The sequence below is a fragment of the Pseudooceanicola onchidii genome (assembly GCF_004959925.1).
In the GTDB taxonomy this organism is placed as follows: domain Bacteria; phylum Pseudomonadota; class Alphaproteobacteria; order Rhodobacterales; family Rhodobacteraceae; genus Pseudooceanicola; species Pseudooceanicola onchidii.
On the sequence record NZ_SPUW01000003.1, the window covers coordinates 628,588 to 640,959 of the forward strand.

Consider the following 12,372-nt stretch of genomic DNA (forward strand, 5'->3'; position numbering starts at 1 on the left):
CTTGGCAAATTGTCTTCACCGAAAGCGAGGAGACCCCAATGGGCATGATCGACTACTTCCGCAAGGAAGCCGCCCCCGAACAGAAGGCCAGCGCCGCCGGGCCCGTGATCTCCTATCACTCGGCCGGGCGCGTGGTCTGGTCGCCGCGCGACGTGGCCTCGCTGACCCGCACCGGGTTCGCGGGCAACCCCGTCGGCTTTCGCGCGGTCAAACTGATCGCCGAGGCCGCCGCCGCCCTGCCGCTGATCTGCCAGGACGACTGCGCCCGCTATGACAGCCACCCGGTGATCGACCTGCTGGCACGCCCCAATCCTGCCCAAGGCCGGGCCGAGCTGTTCGAGGCGCTCTATGGCCAGCTGATCCTCACCGGCAATGGCTATGTCGAGGCCGTGGCGGCCGACGAGGGCGCGCCGGTCGAACTGCACGTGCTGCGCTCGGACCGGATGTCGGTCGTGCCCGGCGCGGATGGCTGGCCGATGGCCTATGACTACACCGTCGGCGGGCGCAAGCACCGGTTCGCCGTCACCGACCGCAGCCCGATCCTGCATGTCAAAAGCTTCCATCCGCAGGACGACCACTACGGGTTCTCGGCGCTGCAGGCCGCCGCACAGGCGATCGACGTGCACAATTCCGCCTCGGGCTGGTCCAAGGCGCTTTTGGACAATGCGGCGCGGCCCTCGGGCGCGCTGGTTTATGACGGCCCTGATGGCGCGACCATGACGACGGAACAATTCGACCGTCTTTCCAACGAGTTGGAGGCGCACCACATGGGCGCCCGCAACGCAGGCCGCCCGATGCTTCTGGAAGGCGGGCTGGATTGGAAACCCATGGGATTTTCGCCCTCGGACATGGAATTCCACCGCACCAAGGAAGCCGCCGCGCGCGACATCGCGCTGGCCTTCGGGGTGCCGCCGATGCTGCTGGGGATCCCCGGCGACGCGACCTATGCGAACTATGCCGAGGCACATCGCGCGTTTTTCCGCCTGACCGTCCTGCCGCTGGCGACCCGCGTGACGGCGGCGATTTCCGGCTGGCTGCAAGGCTATACCGGAGAGGCGCTGACCCTGCGCCCGGACCTTGACCAGGTGCCTGCGCTGTCCGCCGAACGTGACGCGCAATGGGCTCGCGTGGCCGGGGCCGATTTCCTGACCCGCGCCGAAAAACGCGCGCTTCTGGGCCTGCCGGCGGAGGCTTCGGATGACTGACCAGACCGATATCCGCCGCTATGGGTTCGAACGGTTCGACTGCGCGCCCGCCCTGCGGCTGGAAGCCCACGAACGTGTCTCGCGGCTTCAGGTCGAGGCATTGCACGACCGCATCGCGCGACTGGAGGTTGTGATCGAACGGGTCGAACGCCGCCTCTGGCTCACCGTCTACGGAGTCGTTGCGGTGATACTTGCAGAAGGCTTCCAGTCGCTCTTAGCGCGCTTGCCTTAAATCTGAGTTTATCTCTCACCAGAACTGAGAGAGGGGGACCAACCAATGGATCTGGAACGGAAATTCAGCGGCACGGAAAGTGCCATCACGGTCAGTGACGACCTCTCGATCGAAGGCTATGCGTCGATCTTCGACGCCGCCGATCGTGGCGGGGATCGCGTCGCCAGGGGCGCTTATGCCGCCTCGCTCGCCACGGGCCGCGCGGTCAAGATGCTCTGGCAGCATGATCCGGCACAACCTATCGGCGTGTGGTCCGAGGTGCGCGAGGATGCGAAGGGGCTCTACGTCAAGGGCCGCCTGCTGGACGGTGTGGCCCGCGCGACCGAGGCCGCGGCGCTGATCCGGGCGGGGGCGATCGACGGGCTGTCGATCGGCTATCGGACCGTTCGGTCCAGCAAGAACGACGGGGGCGGACGCCTCCTCATGGAACTGGAGCTCTGGGAGGTGTCGCTTGTCACCTTCCCGATGCTGCCCAGTGCGCGGGTGGCGGCCAAGGGCACGGCCCTGGACGACACGATGCGCGAATTGGCGGCGGTCTTTGACGACGCGCGGCTGGAACTGTCGGGGCACTAGGCCCGGCGCAACCCGTCAACGGGGAATGGATGATGGAACGACCCGAGAGCTTTTCTCGGCCCGGAGAAGGCATGCCCGACGGCAGCGCCCCGATGGCCGAGGTGAAAACCGCAGTCGCGGGATTTGTTACGGAATTCAAGATGTTCCGCGACCAGATGACAGACCGGATGAAACAACAGGAAAGCCGTATGACCATGCTTGACCGCAAGACACACGCCGGGGCCCGTCCCGCGCTGGCCCGCGACGCCGACACGGGCGCGCCGCATCAGAAGGCCTTTGGCGCCTATCTTCGTTCGGGCGATGACGACGCGCTGCGCGGCCTCACGCTTGAAGGCAAGGCGATGAGCACCTCTGTCGCCGCCGATGGTGGCTACCTTGTCGATCCGCAGACCTCGGCCGCGATCCAGGGCGTGCTGCATTCGGCCGCTTCGCTGCGCCAGGTCGCCAATGTCGTGCAGGTCGAAGCCTCGTCCTACGACGTGCTGGTCGACAAGTCCGAGGTCGGTTCGGGCTGGGTGACGGAAACCGGATCGGTCAGCGAAAGTGCGACCGCCCAGGTTGATCGCATCTCGATCCCGCTCTTTGAACTCGCCGCGCTGCCCAAGGCGTCTCAGCGGCTGCTCGACGACAGCGCCTTCGACATCGAAGCCTGGCTGGCCGAACGCATCGCCGACAAGTTCGCCCGGTCCGAAGCCGCGTCGTTCATCACAGGCGACGGATCCGACAAGCCCACGGGCATTCTGGAACACCCCCAGGTGGTGGATACCGGCTGGAGCTGGGGCAACATCGGCTTCATCACCACGGGCGTCGGCGGCGATTTTGCCGCGACCGATCCGGCGGATGCGATCATTGACCTCGTCTATGCGCTTGGCGCCCGTTACCGCGCCAACGGAACGTTCGTTATGAATTCCAAGACCGCCGGCGCCGTGCGCAAGCTCAAGGACGGCGAAGGTCGCTTCCTGTGGTCCGACGGTCTGGCTGCGGGCGAACCTGCGCGGCTGCTGGGCTACCCGGTTCTGGTGGCCGAGGACATGCCGGACATGGTCACCGACGCCTGTGCCATCGCCTTCGGGGATTTCCACGCGGGCTATACCGTGGCCGAACGTCCGGACCTGCGCGTGCTGCGCGATCCGTTCAGCGCCAAACCGCACGTTCTGTTCTACGCGACCAAGCGCGTCGGCGGGGATGTCACCGATTTCGCGGCGATCAAGCTGCTGAAGTTCTCGGCCTCCTGAGGGTCGTGACGGTCGGGGCGTGCGCGCCCCGGCCAGGCGCGTGGTCGCACGGGCTGACCAGCTGCTCCCTCCGTCCGTATCGGTTCGGGCGGGCACGCGCCAGATTTCGCCGCAGTTAGAAGGGGTTCGGGGATGTTGATCGAAGACGAGGAAATACTGGCCGCCACCCTGCCGGTCGAGGAATTCAAGACGCACCTGCGGCTTGGACGGGGGTTCGCCAATGACACGGTGCAGGACGCGGTGCTGGAATCGTTCCTGCGCGCCGCCCTGTCCTCGGTCGAGGCGCGGACCGGCAAGGTGCTGCTGACCCGCAACCTGACCTGGAGCTTTCCGCACTGGACCCGCCGCGATGGCGAACCGCTGCCCGTGGGCCCGGTGACCGCGGTGACCGAGGTCGCGCTGCTGGACGCCAACGGCGATGCCACGCCGGTCGATCCGCTGCTCTACCGGCTTGAAAAGGATACGCATTTCCCGGTGTTGCGGGGGCGGTCCCGGGGGCTTCCCATGCCGCCCGCCGACGGGTCGGTGCGGGTCCGGTTCACCGGCGGCTTCGGCCCCGCCTGGTCCGATCTGCCGCCCGATCTGGCGCAGGCCGTCATGCTTCTGGCCGCGCATTATTACGAAAACCGCGAGGCAACGGCACTTGGCACGGGGTGCATGCCCTTCGGCGTCACGTCGCTGCTGCAACGCTATCGCCCGATGCGGCTGTTCCGGGGGGACCTGGGATGAGCGCGCGTCTGGATCGTCTTCTGGTGCTGGAAGATCCGCAGCGCGTCCCCGACGCCGCCGGCGGCTTCACCGAAGCCTGGGTGCCCCTGGGCGAGGTCTGGGCCGAAGTGACCGCGCGCACCGGGCGCGGGGCCGAGCTTGGGCTGATCGGCACCGGCCGCGTCACCTGGCGGATCGTCGTGCGCGGCGCGCCCTTCGGCACGCCCTCGCGCCCCGAGGCCGGGCAGCGTTTCCGCGAAGGATCAAGGCTTTACCGGATCGAGGCCGTCGCCGAACGCGACCCCCGGGGCCACTACCTGACCTGTTTCGCGACCGAAGAGGTGGCGGCATGACCTATGCGCTTTCTGCCGCGTTGCAAAAGGCCGTCTATGCCGCGCTGTCGGCCGATGCGACGCTGACCGGCCTTGTCGGCACCGCGATCTTCGACGCGCCGCCCGTGGGGGCGATCCCGTCGCTCTATGTCTCGCTTGGCCCGGAAAAGGCGCAGGAAAGATCGGATCGCAGCGTCTCGGGCGCGCGGCATGATTTCATCGTGTCGGTCATCACCGACGCGGCGGGGTTCCAGCAGGCCAAGGTGGTCGCGGGGGCCGTCGCCGATGCGCTGGCGCCGCCGCTCGGTCCGCTGGACCGGGGGCGGATCGTGACGCTCAACTTTCAGCGCGCTCAGGCCAGACGCGACGAGGCCGGGCAGCAGCGGCGCATCGACCTGACGTTCCGCGCCCTGCTTGAAGACATCTAACCCCCTGTGAAGGAGACGTAAAATGGCAGCCCAAAGTGGCAAGGACCTTTTGGTCAAGGTGGATATGTCCGACGACGGGCAGTTCCAGACGCTGGCGGGCCTGCGCGCCACCCGCGTCAGTTTCAACGCCGAGGCGGTGGATGTCACCAGCCTGGAAAGCACCGGGGGCTGGCGCGAACTGCTGGGCGGGGCCGGGGTACGTTCGGCCGCGATTTCGGGGGCGGGCGTGTTCCGCGATGCCGACAGCGACGAACGCGCGCGGCAGATCTTCTTTGACGGCCAGACGCCGGCGTTCCAGGTCATCATCCCCGATTTCGGCATCATCGAAGGACCGTTCCAGGTGACCTCGATCGAATATGCCGGCGCCCATGACGGCGAGGCGACCTATGAGATGGCGCTGGCCTCGGCCGGGGCGCTGAGCTTCACGGCGATCTGATGGGCAACCCCTATGCAGGCGAGGTGACGCTGGTTATCGACGGGCAGGCGCATGTGATGCGGCTGACCCTGGGCGCGCTGGCCGAGCTTGAGGCGACGCTGCAGACCGGGTCGCTGGTCGAACTGGTCGAACGCTTTGAAACGTCGTCGTTTTCCACGCGGGATGTGCTGGCGTTGATCGTGGCGGGGCTGCGCGGCGGGGGCTGGACCGGTCGGTCTGCTGACCTGCTGTCGGCGGAGATCGAGGGCGGGCCGGTTGCGGCCTCTCGCGCGGCGGCGGCGCTGTTGACCGGCGCCTTTGCCCTGCCGGGGGACGCGGCATGAGGATCGACTGGCCGGGTCTGATGCGCGCCGGGATCACCGGCCTGGGCCTGCGCCCGGCCGAGTTCTGGGCGCTCACCCCGGCCGAACTGCGGCTTATGCTGGGCGAGGGCGGCCCGGCACCGCTGGCCCGCACCGGGCTGGCCCGCCTCATGGCCGCCTGGCCGGACACAGGAGATACGGAATGATCGAGGATATCGAAGGCTTTAGCGATCTGCAGGGCCAGGTCGAGGCGCTTGAGACCACGCTTGGCGGCGCGACCGGCATGGTCGCCGGGTTCGACAGCGAATTGCGCCGGATGCGCGGTGCGCTGGCCGAGACGGGCAAGGATGTTCAGACGTTGGAACGGGGCCTGTCGCGGGGGCTGCGCCGGGCGCTGGATGCGGCCGTGATGGATGGGGCGAAGTTTTCCGATGTGCTTGGGATCGTTGGACGATCCGTGGTGAACACCGCCTATTCCGCCGCCGTGAAGCCGGTCACCGATCACTTCGGCGGTATGCTGGCGCAGGGTGTCGGCGGGCTGTTCCAAGGGCTTATGCCCTTTGCCAAAGGGGGGGCGCTGTCGCAGGGCCGGGTGATGCCCTTTGCCGACGGCGGTGTCGTGCGCGGGGCCACCGCCTTTCCGATGCGCGGCGGCATGGGCCTGATGGGCGAGGCGGGGCCAGAGGCGATCATGCCCCTGTCGCGCGGCCCCGATGGCAAGCTGGGCGTGCGGGCCGAAGCCGGGCGGCCGGTGACGGTCGTGATGAACATCCAGACACGGGATGCCGAAAGCTTTCGCCGGTCGCAAAGCCAGATCGCCGCGCAGATGGGCCGGGTGCTGGGGCGCGGGGGGCGGAACCGGTGATGTTCGGGCATGTGCGCCGACTTGCCGACAGGCACATGGTCGGGACTTCGACCATAAGGTCCGCCCGGCGGCACGCCGGGCTGCGCCGACCCGCCCCCCTGGGGCGGCGCATTTGCGCCACCCCGAGGGTCGGCGCAGCCCTTCGTACTTCGTTCGATCAATTTGCGTAACTCGCGTCCCTGATGCCCCTCCCAAACAGGAGCAACCTCATGTCTTTCCACGAAATTCGCTTCCCCGCTGCGCTCTCCTTCGGCTCGACCGGCGGACCGGAACGGCGCACCGACATCGTCACGCTCGCCAACGGGTTCGAGGAACGTAATGCCCCCTGGTCCCAGTCCCGCCGCCGCTATGATGCGGGGGTGTCGATGCGGTCGCTTGACGATATCGCGGCGCTGCTGGCGTTCTTCGAGGCGCGCGAGGGACAGCTTTACGGGTTTCGCTGGAAGGACTGGGGGGATTATGCCTCCTGCCTGCCAAGCGGTCAGATTGCCCATACGGATCAATTGATTGCGCGGGGCGACGGCACGACCACGACCTTCCAGCTGACCAAGCTTTATCGCTCGGGCCAGCAGGTGCATGCGCGCCGGATCACCAAGCCGGTCGCGGGCACGGTCCGGATCGGAGTCAACGGGGCCGAACTGCAGGAAGGGCTGGGGTATACCGTCGACCTGACCACCGGAACGGTAGTTCTGACAGAGGCGCCCGCGCCGGAGGCCGAGGTCACGGCGGGGTTCGAATTTGACGTGCCGGTGCGCTTTGACACCGATCACATCGCCATGTCGGTGGCGTCCTTCCAGGCGGGCGACGTGCCCTCGGTGCCGGTGGTCGAGGTGCGGGTCTGATGGCGTTTCACGACGGACTGCGCGCCCATCTGGCCACCGGCACGACCCATGTGGCCCACGCCTGGGCGATCACGCGCGGCGATGGCGTGGTGCTGGGGTTCACCGACCATGACCGGGATCTGGAGTTTCAGAACATCCGGTTTCGCGCGGACAGCGGGCTCTCGGCGCTGGCGCTGCAACAGGGAACGGGGCTGGCCGTCGACAACTCAGAGGCGATCGGCGCGCTGAGCGATGCGGCCATTCGCGAGGGCGATATCGATGCCGGGCGCTATGATGGGGCCGAGGTGCGCTGTTGGCTGGTGAACTGGCAGGCGGTCGACCAGCACCAGCTGATCTTTCGCGGAACGATCGGTGAGATACGGCGCGCGGGCGGGGCCTTCACGGCCGAACTGCGTGGATTGGCCGAGGCGCTGAACCAGCCCACGGGCCGGGTTTATCAGAAACCATGCGGTGCCGTATTGGGGGATGCGGCCTGCGGGTTTGACCTGTCGGCGCCGGGCTACGCGGTCGAGGTGCCGGTGATTTCCGTGGTGGGCGCGCGGGTTACGGTCGAGGCTCTGCCGGATCACGAACCCGATTGGTTCACACGTGGCAGATTGTCCGTTCTGGGTGGCGCGGCCATGGGGTTGTCGGGCACGATCAAGCGCGATGTGACAGACGGGGGCGTACGGAATTTCGACCTCTGGCAGTCGATCCGCGCCCCGCTGGCCCCCGGTGATCTGATCCGGATCGAGGCGGGCTGTGACAAGCGGATGGACACCTGTCGCTACAAGTTCAACAACCTGTTGAATTTCCGTGGCTTTCCCGACATCCCCGGCGAAGACTGGCTCAAGGCCGTGCCTTCGACCGCCGGGCAGAGCACGGGGGGCAGCCGCCGATGACCCCCGAAACATCCCCAGTTCAGGCCGCCCGCGCGTGGATCGGCACGCCCTACCTGCATCAGGCCTCGCACCAGGGGGTGGGCACGGATTGCCTGGGCCTGATCCGCGGCGTCTGGCGCACCTGTTGCGGGGCGGAGCCTGAACCGATTCCGGCCTATTCGCGCGACTGGTCCGAACCCTCGGGGGAAGAGGCGCTGTGGCAGGCGGCCCTGCGCCACCTGGTTCCCGCGACGGATCCCGCGCCGGGGCAGGTGGTTCTGTTCCGCATGCGTGACCGGGGTGTCGCCAAGCATCTGGGCGTGCTGGGAAATATCGGTGCGCACCCCACCTTCATCCACGCCTATTCCGGCCATGCGGTCGTTGAAAGCGCGCTGACCGCCCCCTGGGCGCGGCGCGTCGTGGCGCGGTTCACCTTTCCCGTGACGGAGACCTGATCCATGGCAACGCTTGTTCTTTCCGCCGCCGGAGCGGCCATCGGCGGGTCGCTTGGCGGCACGGTCCTGGGGCTCAGCTCGGTGGTTGCGGGGCGGTTCGTCGGCGCGGTGGTGGGCCGGGCCCTCGACCAGCGGATCATGGGGCAGGGGTCCGACCCGGTTGAGACCGGCCGCGTCGACCGCCTGCGCTTCATGGGCGCGGGCGAAGGCGATCCGGTGGCGCGGGTGCACGGGCGGATCCGCGTGGCCGGGCAGGTCATCTGGGCCACGCAGTTCGAAGAGGTCGTCACGACCTCGGGCGGGGGCAAGGGCGCGCCGCGTCAACCGGTGCGGCGCGACTATTCCTACCGGGTCAGCGTTGCGATCGCGCTGTGCGAGGGCGAGATTTCGGGCGTTGGTCGCATCTGGGCCGATGGCACCGAAATCGCGTCGGCCGACCTGTCGCTGCGGGTCTACACCGGGTCCGACGCCCAGCTGCCCGACCCCAAGATGGAGGCGGTCGAGGGCGCAGTCGCCGTGCCCGCCTATCGCGGCACGGCCTATGTGGTGATCGAGGATCTGGACCTCTCGGCCTATGGCAACCGACTGCCGCAGTTCGGGTTCGAGGTGATACGCCCGGCTCCCGCCGACATCGCCCCCGACGATCCCGCCCGCGCCATCCGCGCCGTGGCGATGATGCCCGGATCGGGTGAATACGCGCTGGCGGTCACGCCGGTGACCTTCGATCACGGCGCGGGGCGGGTGGAGGCGGCGAATGTCAGCTCCCCCTCCGGGCAGGCTGATTTCCCGACTGCGCTGGACCAGATGGAGGCGTCTCTGCCCGGCTGCGATCATGTCTCGCTGATCGTCAGCTGGTTCGGGGATGACCTGCGGTGTGGCGCGTGCACGATCCGTCCGGGGGTGGAGCTGCGGGACCGCGACGGGGCGGCGATGCCCTGGACGGTCTCCGGTGTCCCGCGGGCCGCGGCGATGCAGATCGCGCAGAAGGACGGTCGCCCGATCTATGGCGGCACGCCCTGCGATGTCTCGGTGATCGAGGCGCTGCGCGAGATGGCAGGCCGGGGTCAGAAGGTGATGTATTACCCGTTCATCCTGATGCTGCAGGGGGCCGGAAATGACCTGCCTGACCCTTACGGCGGCGATGACGGCCAGCCCGTTCTGCCATGGCGGGGGCGGATCACCGCGTCGCTGGCCCATGGCGTGGCGGGCAGCCCGGACGGGACGGCGGCAACCACGGCAGAGGTCGCGGCGTTCTTTGGCACCGTAAGCGCCACGGATTTTACCGTGGGCCCTGGCACGGTCAGCTACACCGGCCCGGCGGAGTGGACGTATAGACGGTTCGTTCTGCATCAGGCCGCGCTCTGTGCCGCCGCAGGCGGTGTCGATGCGTTCTGCATCGGGTCGGAAATGGTCGGCCTGACCCGCATCCGCGATGATCAGGGCTTTCCGGCGGTGGCGCAGCTGATCGCGCTGGCGGCTGAGGTGCGGGCGCTGCTGCCCGAGGCAAAGATCGGCTATGCGGCGGACTGGACGGAATATTCCGGCTATCAGCGCGACGGGGATCTCTATTTCCCGCTCGACCCGCTTTGGGCCGATCCAAACATCGATTTCGTGGGGATCGACAATTACCTGCCCCTGTCGGACTGGCGCGAGGGCGAGGATCACGCGGATGCCCACTGGGGCGCGGTGCATGACCTTGGCTACCTCAAGGCCAATATCGAGGGCGGCGAGCTTTACGACTGGTATTATCATTCGGACGCGGCCCGGGCGGCGCAGATCCGCACGCCGATCACGGATGGCGAGGGCGAGCCCTGGGTCTGGCGGGTGAAGGACATCCGCAACTGGTGGCAGAACCGTCATTACGAACGCATCGGCGGGGTCCGCGCGCTGGAGCCGACGGCGTGGGAGGCGCAGTCGAAACCGGTCTGGTTCACCGAGCTGGGCTGCGCGGCCATCGACAAGGGAACGAACCAGCCGAACAAGTTCCTCGACCCGAAATCGTCGGAATCCGCGCTGCCGTATTTCTCGACCGGGCGGCGGGATGACGTGATCGCCATGCAGTACCTGCGGGCGATGCTGTCCTATTGGGGTGATCCGGCCATGAACCCCGTCTCGGCCGTCTATGACGCGCCCATGATCGACATGGACCGTGCCCATGTCTGGGCCTGGGACGCGCGCCCTTTCCCTTGGTTTCCGAACGCCCGCGACCAGTGGGGCGACGGGGAAAATTACGCGCGGGGGCATTGGATCACCGGCCGCGCCTCAGCCCGGTCGCTGGCCGGCGTCGTGGCCGAGATCTGTGCGCGCGCCGGGGTTGCGGCTTATGATGTCAGCGGCTTGCACGGTGTGGTCTGGGGGTATGAGGAACCGCAGGGCACCGGGCGCGCGGCGCTGCAGCCACTGATGCTGCGCTATGGGTTTGACGCGGTGGACCGCGAGGGTGTGCTGCAGTTTGTCATGCGCGACGGTCGCGTGGATGCGGTGGTCGACGCCGGATCGGTCTGCATCACGCCCGAGACGGAGGGCGCGGTCGAAGAGCACCGCGCCAGCGAGGCCGAGATGGCGGGCCGGGTCCGTCTGCGGTTCATCGAAGCGGAGGCGAATTTCGAAACCATCGCCGAGGAAGCCGTCCTTCCGCGCGAGGACAGCAATGTCGTCGCGGCGCAGGAGCTGCCGCTTGTCCTGCTGCGCGGCGAGGGGCGGCAGGTGGTGGAACGCTGGCTGGCCGAGGCGTCGGCGGCGCGGGACACGTTGCGTTGCGTGCTGCCGCCGTCGCGCATGGATCTGGGCGCGGGGGATGTTGTGCGGATTACCGGAACGAGCGATCTCTATCGTGTCGACCGGATCGAGCGGGGCGCGGGCCAGTTGATCGAGGCCGTACGGATCGAGGCCGAGGCCTATCGCCCGGTCGACCTGGTCGAGGCCAAGGCGCGGGTCGAGGCCTTCGTGCCGCCCGTTCCGGTCTTCCCGCTGTTTCTGGACCTGCCGCTGATGCGCGGGGACGAGGTGCCCCATGCACCGCATGTCGCGGTGACGGCCCAGCCCTGGCCCGGCACGGTGGCGGTCTATTCGGGCGATCTCGATGCCGATTACGCGCTAGATCAGGTGATCGACCGCCGGGCCGTGATTGGCGTGACGCAAGCGCCGCTCTCTGCCGCGCCCATGGGCCGGATCGACCGGGGGGAACCTCTGGCCCTGCGCCTGACCAGCGGCAGCCTCACCTCGGTCACCGAAGCGGCGCTGCTGGCGGGCCGGAACCTGATGGCCATAGGCGACGGCACGCCCGAGGGATGGGAGCTGCTGCAGTTCCGCGATGCCGTGCCTGCGGGCGATGGCGTCTGGCTGATCTCGCACCGGCTGCGGGGGCAGCTGGGCACGGATGCGACCATGCCTGCGGTCTGGCCCGCCGGATCCTACGTGGTGCTGATGGACGGCGCGCCGACGCAGCTTGGGCTGACGGCGGCGCAGCGCGGGCTGGCGCGGCACTATCGCATCGGGCCCGCGCGGCGCGACTATGCCGACGGATCCTATCGCCACGCGGTGCACGCCTTTCCAGGCCTCGGGCTGCGGCCGCTGTCGCCGGTGCACCTGCGCGTCACGCCCGAGGGGGACGATCTGCACCTGCGCTGGATTCGCCGGTCCCGGATCGCCGCCGACAGCTGGGACGGGATCGACATCCCGCTTGGCGAGGAGGCAGAGCGCTATCTTCTGCGGATCATGGAGGGCACCGCGCTGCGGCGCGAGGTCATGCTGGACACGCCCGGCTGGACCTACACCGCCGCGCAGCAGGCCGAGGACGGCGGCGCCCCTGGTCTGCGGGTCGAGGTCGCCCAGATTTCGGCCCTATACGGGGCCGGGGGGTGGACGCGGCAATGGCTCTGACCTATTCCGATCCGAAA

The 12,372-nt window shown here is 68.1% G+C and carries 15 protein-coding genes; all 15 read left to right on the plus strand.

The window, feature by feature from the left end; all coding sequences use genetic code 11:
* Positions 1 to 38 precede the first annotated feature (38 nt).
* The 15 genes from E4S58_RS15985 (at position 39) to E4S58_RS16055 (ending at position 12,355) form a co-directional block, all read left to right on the plus strand.
* Complete coding sequence (locus E4S58_RS15985; protein ID WP_136637445.1) at positions 39 to 1,205, plus strand: phage portal protein; 1,167 nt, start codon at positions 39 to 41, stop codon at positions 1,203 to 1,205.
* The gene (locus E4S58_RS15990) at positions 1,198 to 1,437 is read left to right on the plus strand and encodes a GTA head formation protein, RCAP_rcc01685 family (protein WP_136637446.1); all 240 of its coding nucleotides are present in this window, start codon (positions 1,198 to 1,200) and stop codon (positions 1,435 to 1,437) included. Before E4S58_RS15985 ends, E4S58_RS15990 begins: the two co-directional genes overlap by 8 nt.
* 45 nt (positions 1,438 to 1,482) lie before the next feature.
* Entirely contained in the window at positions 1,483 to 2,010 is a 528-nt protein-coding gene (locus E4S58_RS15995) for an HK97 family phage prohead protease (protein ID WP_136637447.1), read from the plus strand.
* 32 nt (positions 2,011 to 2,042) lie between these two features.
* Positions 2,043 to 3,245 (plus strand): phage major capsid protein, encoded by a 1,203-nt coding sequence (locus E4S58_RS16000; protein ID WP_136637448.1) that lies wholly within the window; start codon positions 2,043 to 2,045, stop codon positions 3,243 to 3,245.
* A 132-nt stretch (positions 3,246 to 3,377) separates the two neighbouring features.
* On the plus strand, positions 3,378 to 3,974 hold the full coding sequence (locus tag E4S58_RS16005) for a head-tail connector protein (RefSeq protein ID WP_136637449.1): 597 nt from the start codon (positions 3,378 to 3,380) through the stop codon (positions 3,972 to 3,974).
* Positions 3,971 to 4,306 carry a head-tail adaptor protein gene (locus tag E4S58_RS16010; RefSeq protein ID WP_136637450.1) on the plus strand — a complete coding sequence of 112 codons (336 nt, stop codon included), beginning with the start codon at positions 3,971 to 3,973 and terminating at the stop codon, positions 4,304 to 4,306. The genes E4S58_RS16005 and E4S58_RS16010 overlap by 4 nt, the downstream gene beginning before the upstream one ends.
* Positions 4,303 to 4,713, plus strand: a complete 411-nt coding sequence (locus E4S58_RS16015) for a DUF3168 domain-containing protein (protein WP_136637451.1) — start codon at positions 4,303 to 4,305, stop codon at positions 4,711 to 4,713. Before E4S58_RS16010 ends, E4S58_RS16015 begins: the two co-directional genes overlap by 4 nt.
* A gap of 22 nt (positions 4,714 to 4,735) precedes the next feature.
* Positions 4,736 to 5,149, plus strand: a complete 414-nt coding sequence (locus E4S58_RS16020) for a phage major tail protein, TP901-1 family (RefSeq protein ID WP_136637452.1) — start codon at positions 4,736 to 4,738, stop codon at positions 5,147 to 5,149.
* Entirely contained in the window at positions 5,149 to 5,472 is a 324-nt protein-coding gene (locus tag E4S58_RS16025) for a gene transfer agent family protein (protein WP_136637453.1), read from the plus strand. Before E4S58_RS16020 ends, E4S58_RS16025 begins: the two co-directional genes overlap by 1 nt.
* Positions 5,469 to 5,657, plus strand: a complete 189-nt coding sequence (locus E4S58_RS16030; RefSeq protein WP_136637454.1) for a rcc01693 family protein — start codon at positions 5,469 to 5,471, stop codon at positions 5,655 to 5,657. The genes E4S58_RS16025 and E4S58_RS16030 overlap by 4 nt, the downstream gene beginning before the upstream one ends.
* Positions 5,654 to 6,316 (plus strand): phage tail tape measure protein, encoded by a 663-nt coding sequence (locus tag E4S58_RS16035; protein ID WP_136637455.1) that lies wholly within the window; start codon positions 5,654 to 5,656, stop codon positions 6,314 to 6,316. The genes E4S58_RS16030 and E4S58_RS16035 overlap by 4 nt, the downstream gene beginning before the upstream one ends.
* A 209-nt stretch (positions 6,317 to 6,525) precedes the next feature.
* A complete protein-coding gene (locus E4S58_RS16040; RefSeq protein WP_136637456.1) occupies positions 6,526 to 7,158 on the plus strand; it encodes a DUF2460 domain-containing protein in 633 nt (210 codons plus the stop codon).
* The gene (locus E4S58_RS16045; RefSeq protein ID WP_205965403.1) at positions 7,158 to 8,039 is read left to right on the plus strand and encodes a DUF2163 domain-containing protein; all 882 of its coding nucleotides are present in this window, start codon (positions 7,158 to 7,160) and stop codon (positions 8,037 to 8,039) included. The genes E4S58_RS16040 and E4S58_RS16045 overlap by 1 nt, the downstream gene beginning before the upstream one ends.
* Positions 8,036 to 8,473, plus strand: coding sequence for an NlpC/P60 family protein (locus E4S58_RS16050; protein ID WP_136637458.1), 438 nt, complete (start codon positions 8,036 to 8,038; stop codon positions 8,471 to 8,473). The genes E4S58_RS16045 and E4S58_RS16050 overlap by 4 nt, the downstream gene beginning before the upstream one ends.
* Positions 8,474 to 8,476: 3 nt before the next feature.
* Positions 8,477 to 12,355: a baseplate multidomain protein megatron gene (locus E4S58_RS16055; protein WP_136637459.1), complete on the plus strand. Its 3,879-nt coding sequence runs from the start codon at positions 8,477 to 8,479 to the stop codon at positions 12,353 to 12,355.
* Positions 12,356 to 12,372 lie beyond the last annotated feature (17 nt).

Bases quoted from the DNA above. Each gene is read 5' to 3' on its own strand.
- E4S58_RS16045 (WP_205965403.1), top strand. From the start codon at position 7,158: ATGGCGTTTCACGACGGACTGCGCGCCCATCTGGCCACCGGCACGACC.
- E4S58_RS16050 (WP_136637458.1), top strand. From the start codon at position 8,036: ATGACCCCCGAAACATCCCCAGTTCAGGCCGCCCGCGCGTGGATCGGC.
- E4S58_RS16000 (WP_136637448.1), top strand. From the start codon at position 2,043: ATGGAACGACCCGAGAGCTTTTCTCGGCCCGGAGAAGGCATGCCCGAC.
- E4S58_RS16025 (WP_136637453.1), top strand. From the start codon at position 5,149: ATGGGCAACCCCTATGCAGGCGAGGTGACGCTGGTTATCGACGGGCAG.
- E4S58_RS16035 (WP_136637455.1), top strand. From the start codon at position 5,654: ATGATCGAGGATATCGAAGGCTTTAGCGATCTGCAGGGCCAGGTCGAG.
- E4S58_RS16020 (WP_136637452.1), top strand. From the start codon at position 4,736: ATGGCAGCCCAAAGTGGCAAGGACCTTTTGGTCAAGGTGGATATGTCC.
- E4S58_RS16030 (WP_136637454.1), top strand. From the start codon at position 5,469: ATGAGGATCGACTGGCCGGGTCTGATGCGCGCCGGGATCACCGGCCTG.
- E4S58_RS16040 (WP_136637456.1), top strand. From the start codon at position 6,526: ATGTCTTTCCACGAAATTCGCTTCCCCGCTGCGCTCTCCTTCGGCTCG.
- E4S58_RS16015 (WP_136637451.1), top strand. From the start codon at position 4,303: ATGACCTATGCGCTTTCTGCCGCGTTGCAAAAGGCCGTCTATGCCGCG.
- E4S58_RS15990 (WP_136637446.1), top strand. From the start codon at position 1,198: ATGACTGACCAGACCGATATCCGCCGCTATGGGTTCGAACGGTTCGAC.
- E4S58_RS16010 (WP_136637450.1), top strand. From the start codon at position 3,971: ATGAGCGCGCGTCTGGATCGTCTTCTGGTGCTGGAAGATCCGCAGCGC.
- E4S58_RS16005 (WP_136637449.1), top strand. From the start codon at position 3,378: ATGTTGATCGAAGACGAGGAAATACTGGCCGCCACCCTGCCGGTCGAG.
- E4S58_RS16055 (WP_136637459.1), top strand. From the start codon at position 8,477: ATGGCAACGCTTGTTCTTTCCGCCGCCGGAGCGGCCATCGGCGGGTCG.
- E4S58_RS15995 (WP_136637447.1), top strand. From the start codon at position 1,483: ATGGATCTGGAACGGAAATTCAGCGGCACGGAAAGTGCCATCACGGTC.
- E4S58_RS15985 (WP_136637445.1), top strand. From the start codon at position 39: ATGGGCATGATCGACTACTTCCGCAAGGAAGCCGCCCCCGAACAGAAG.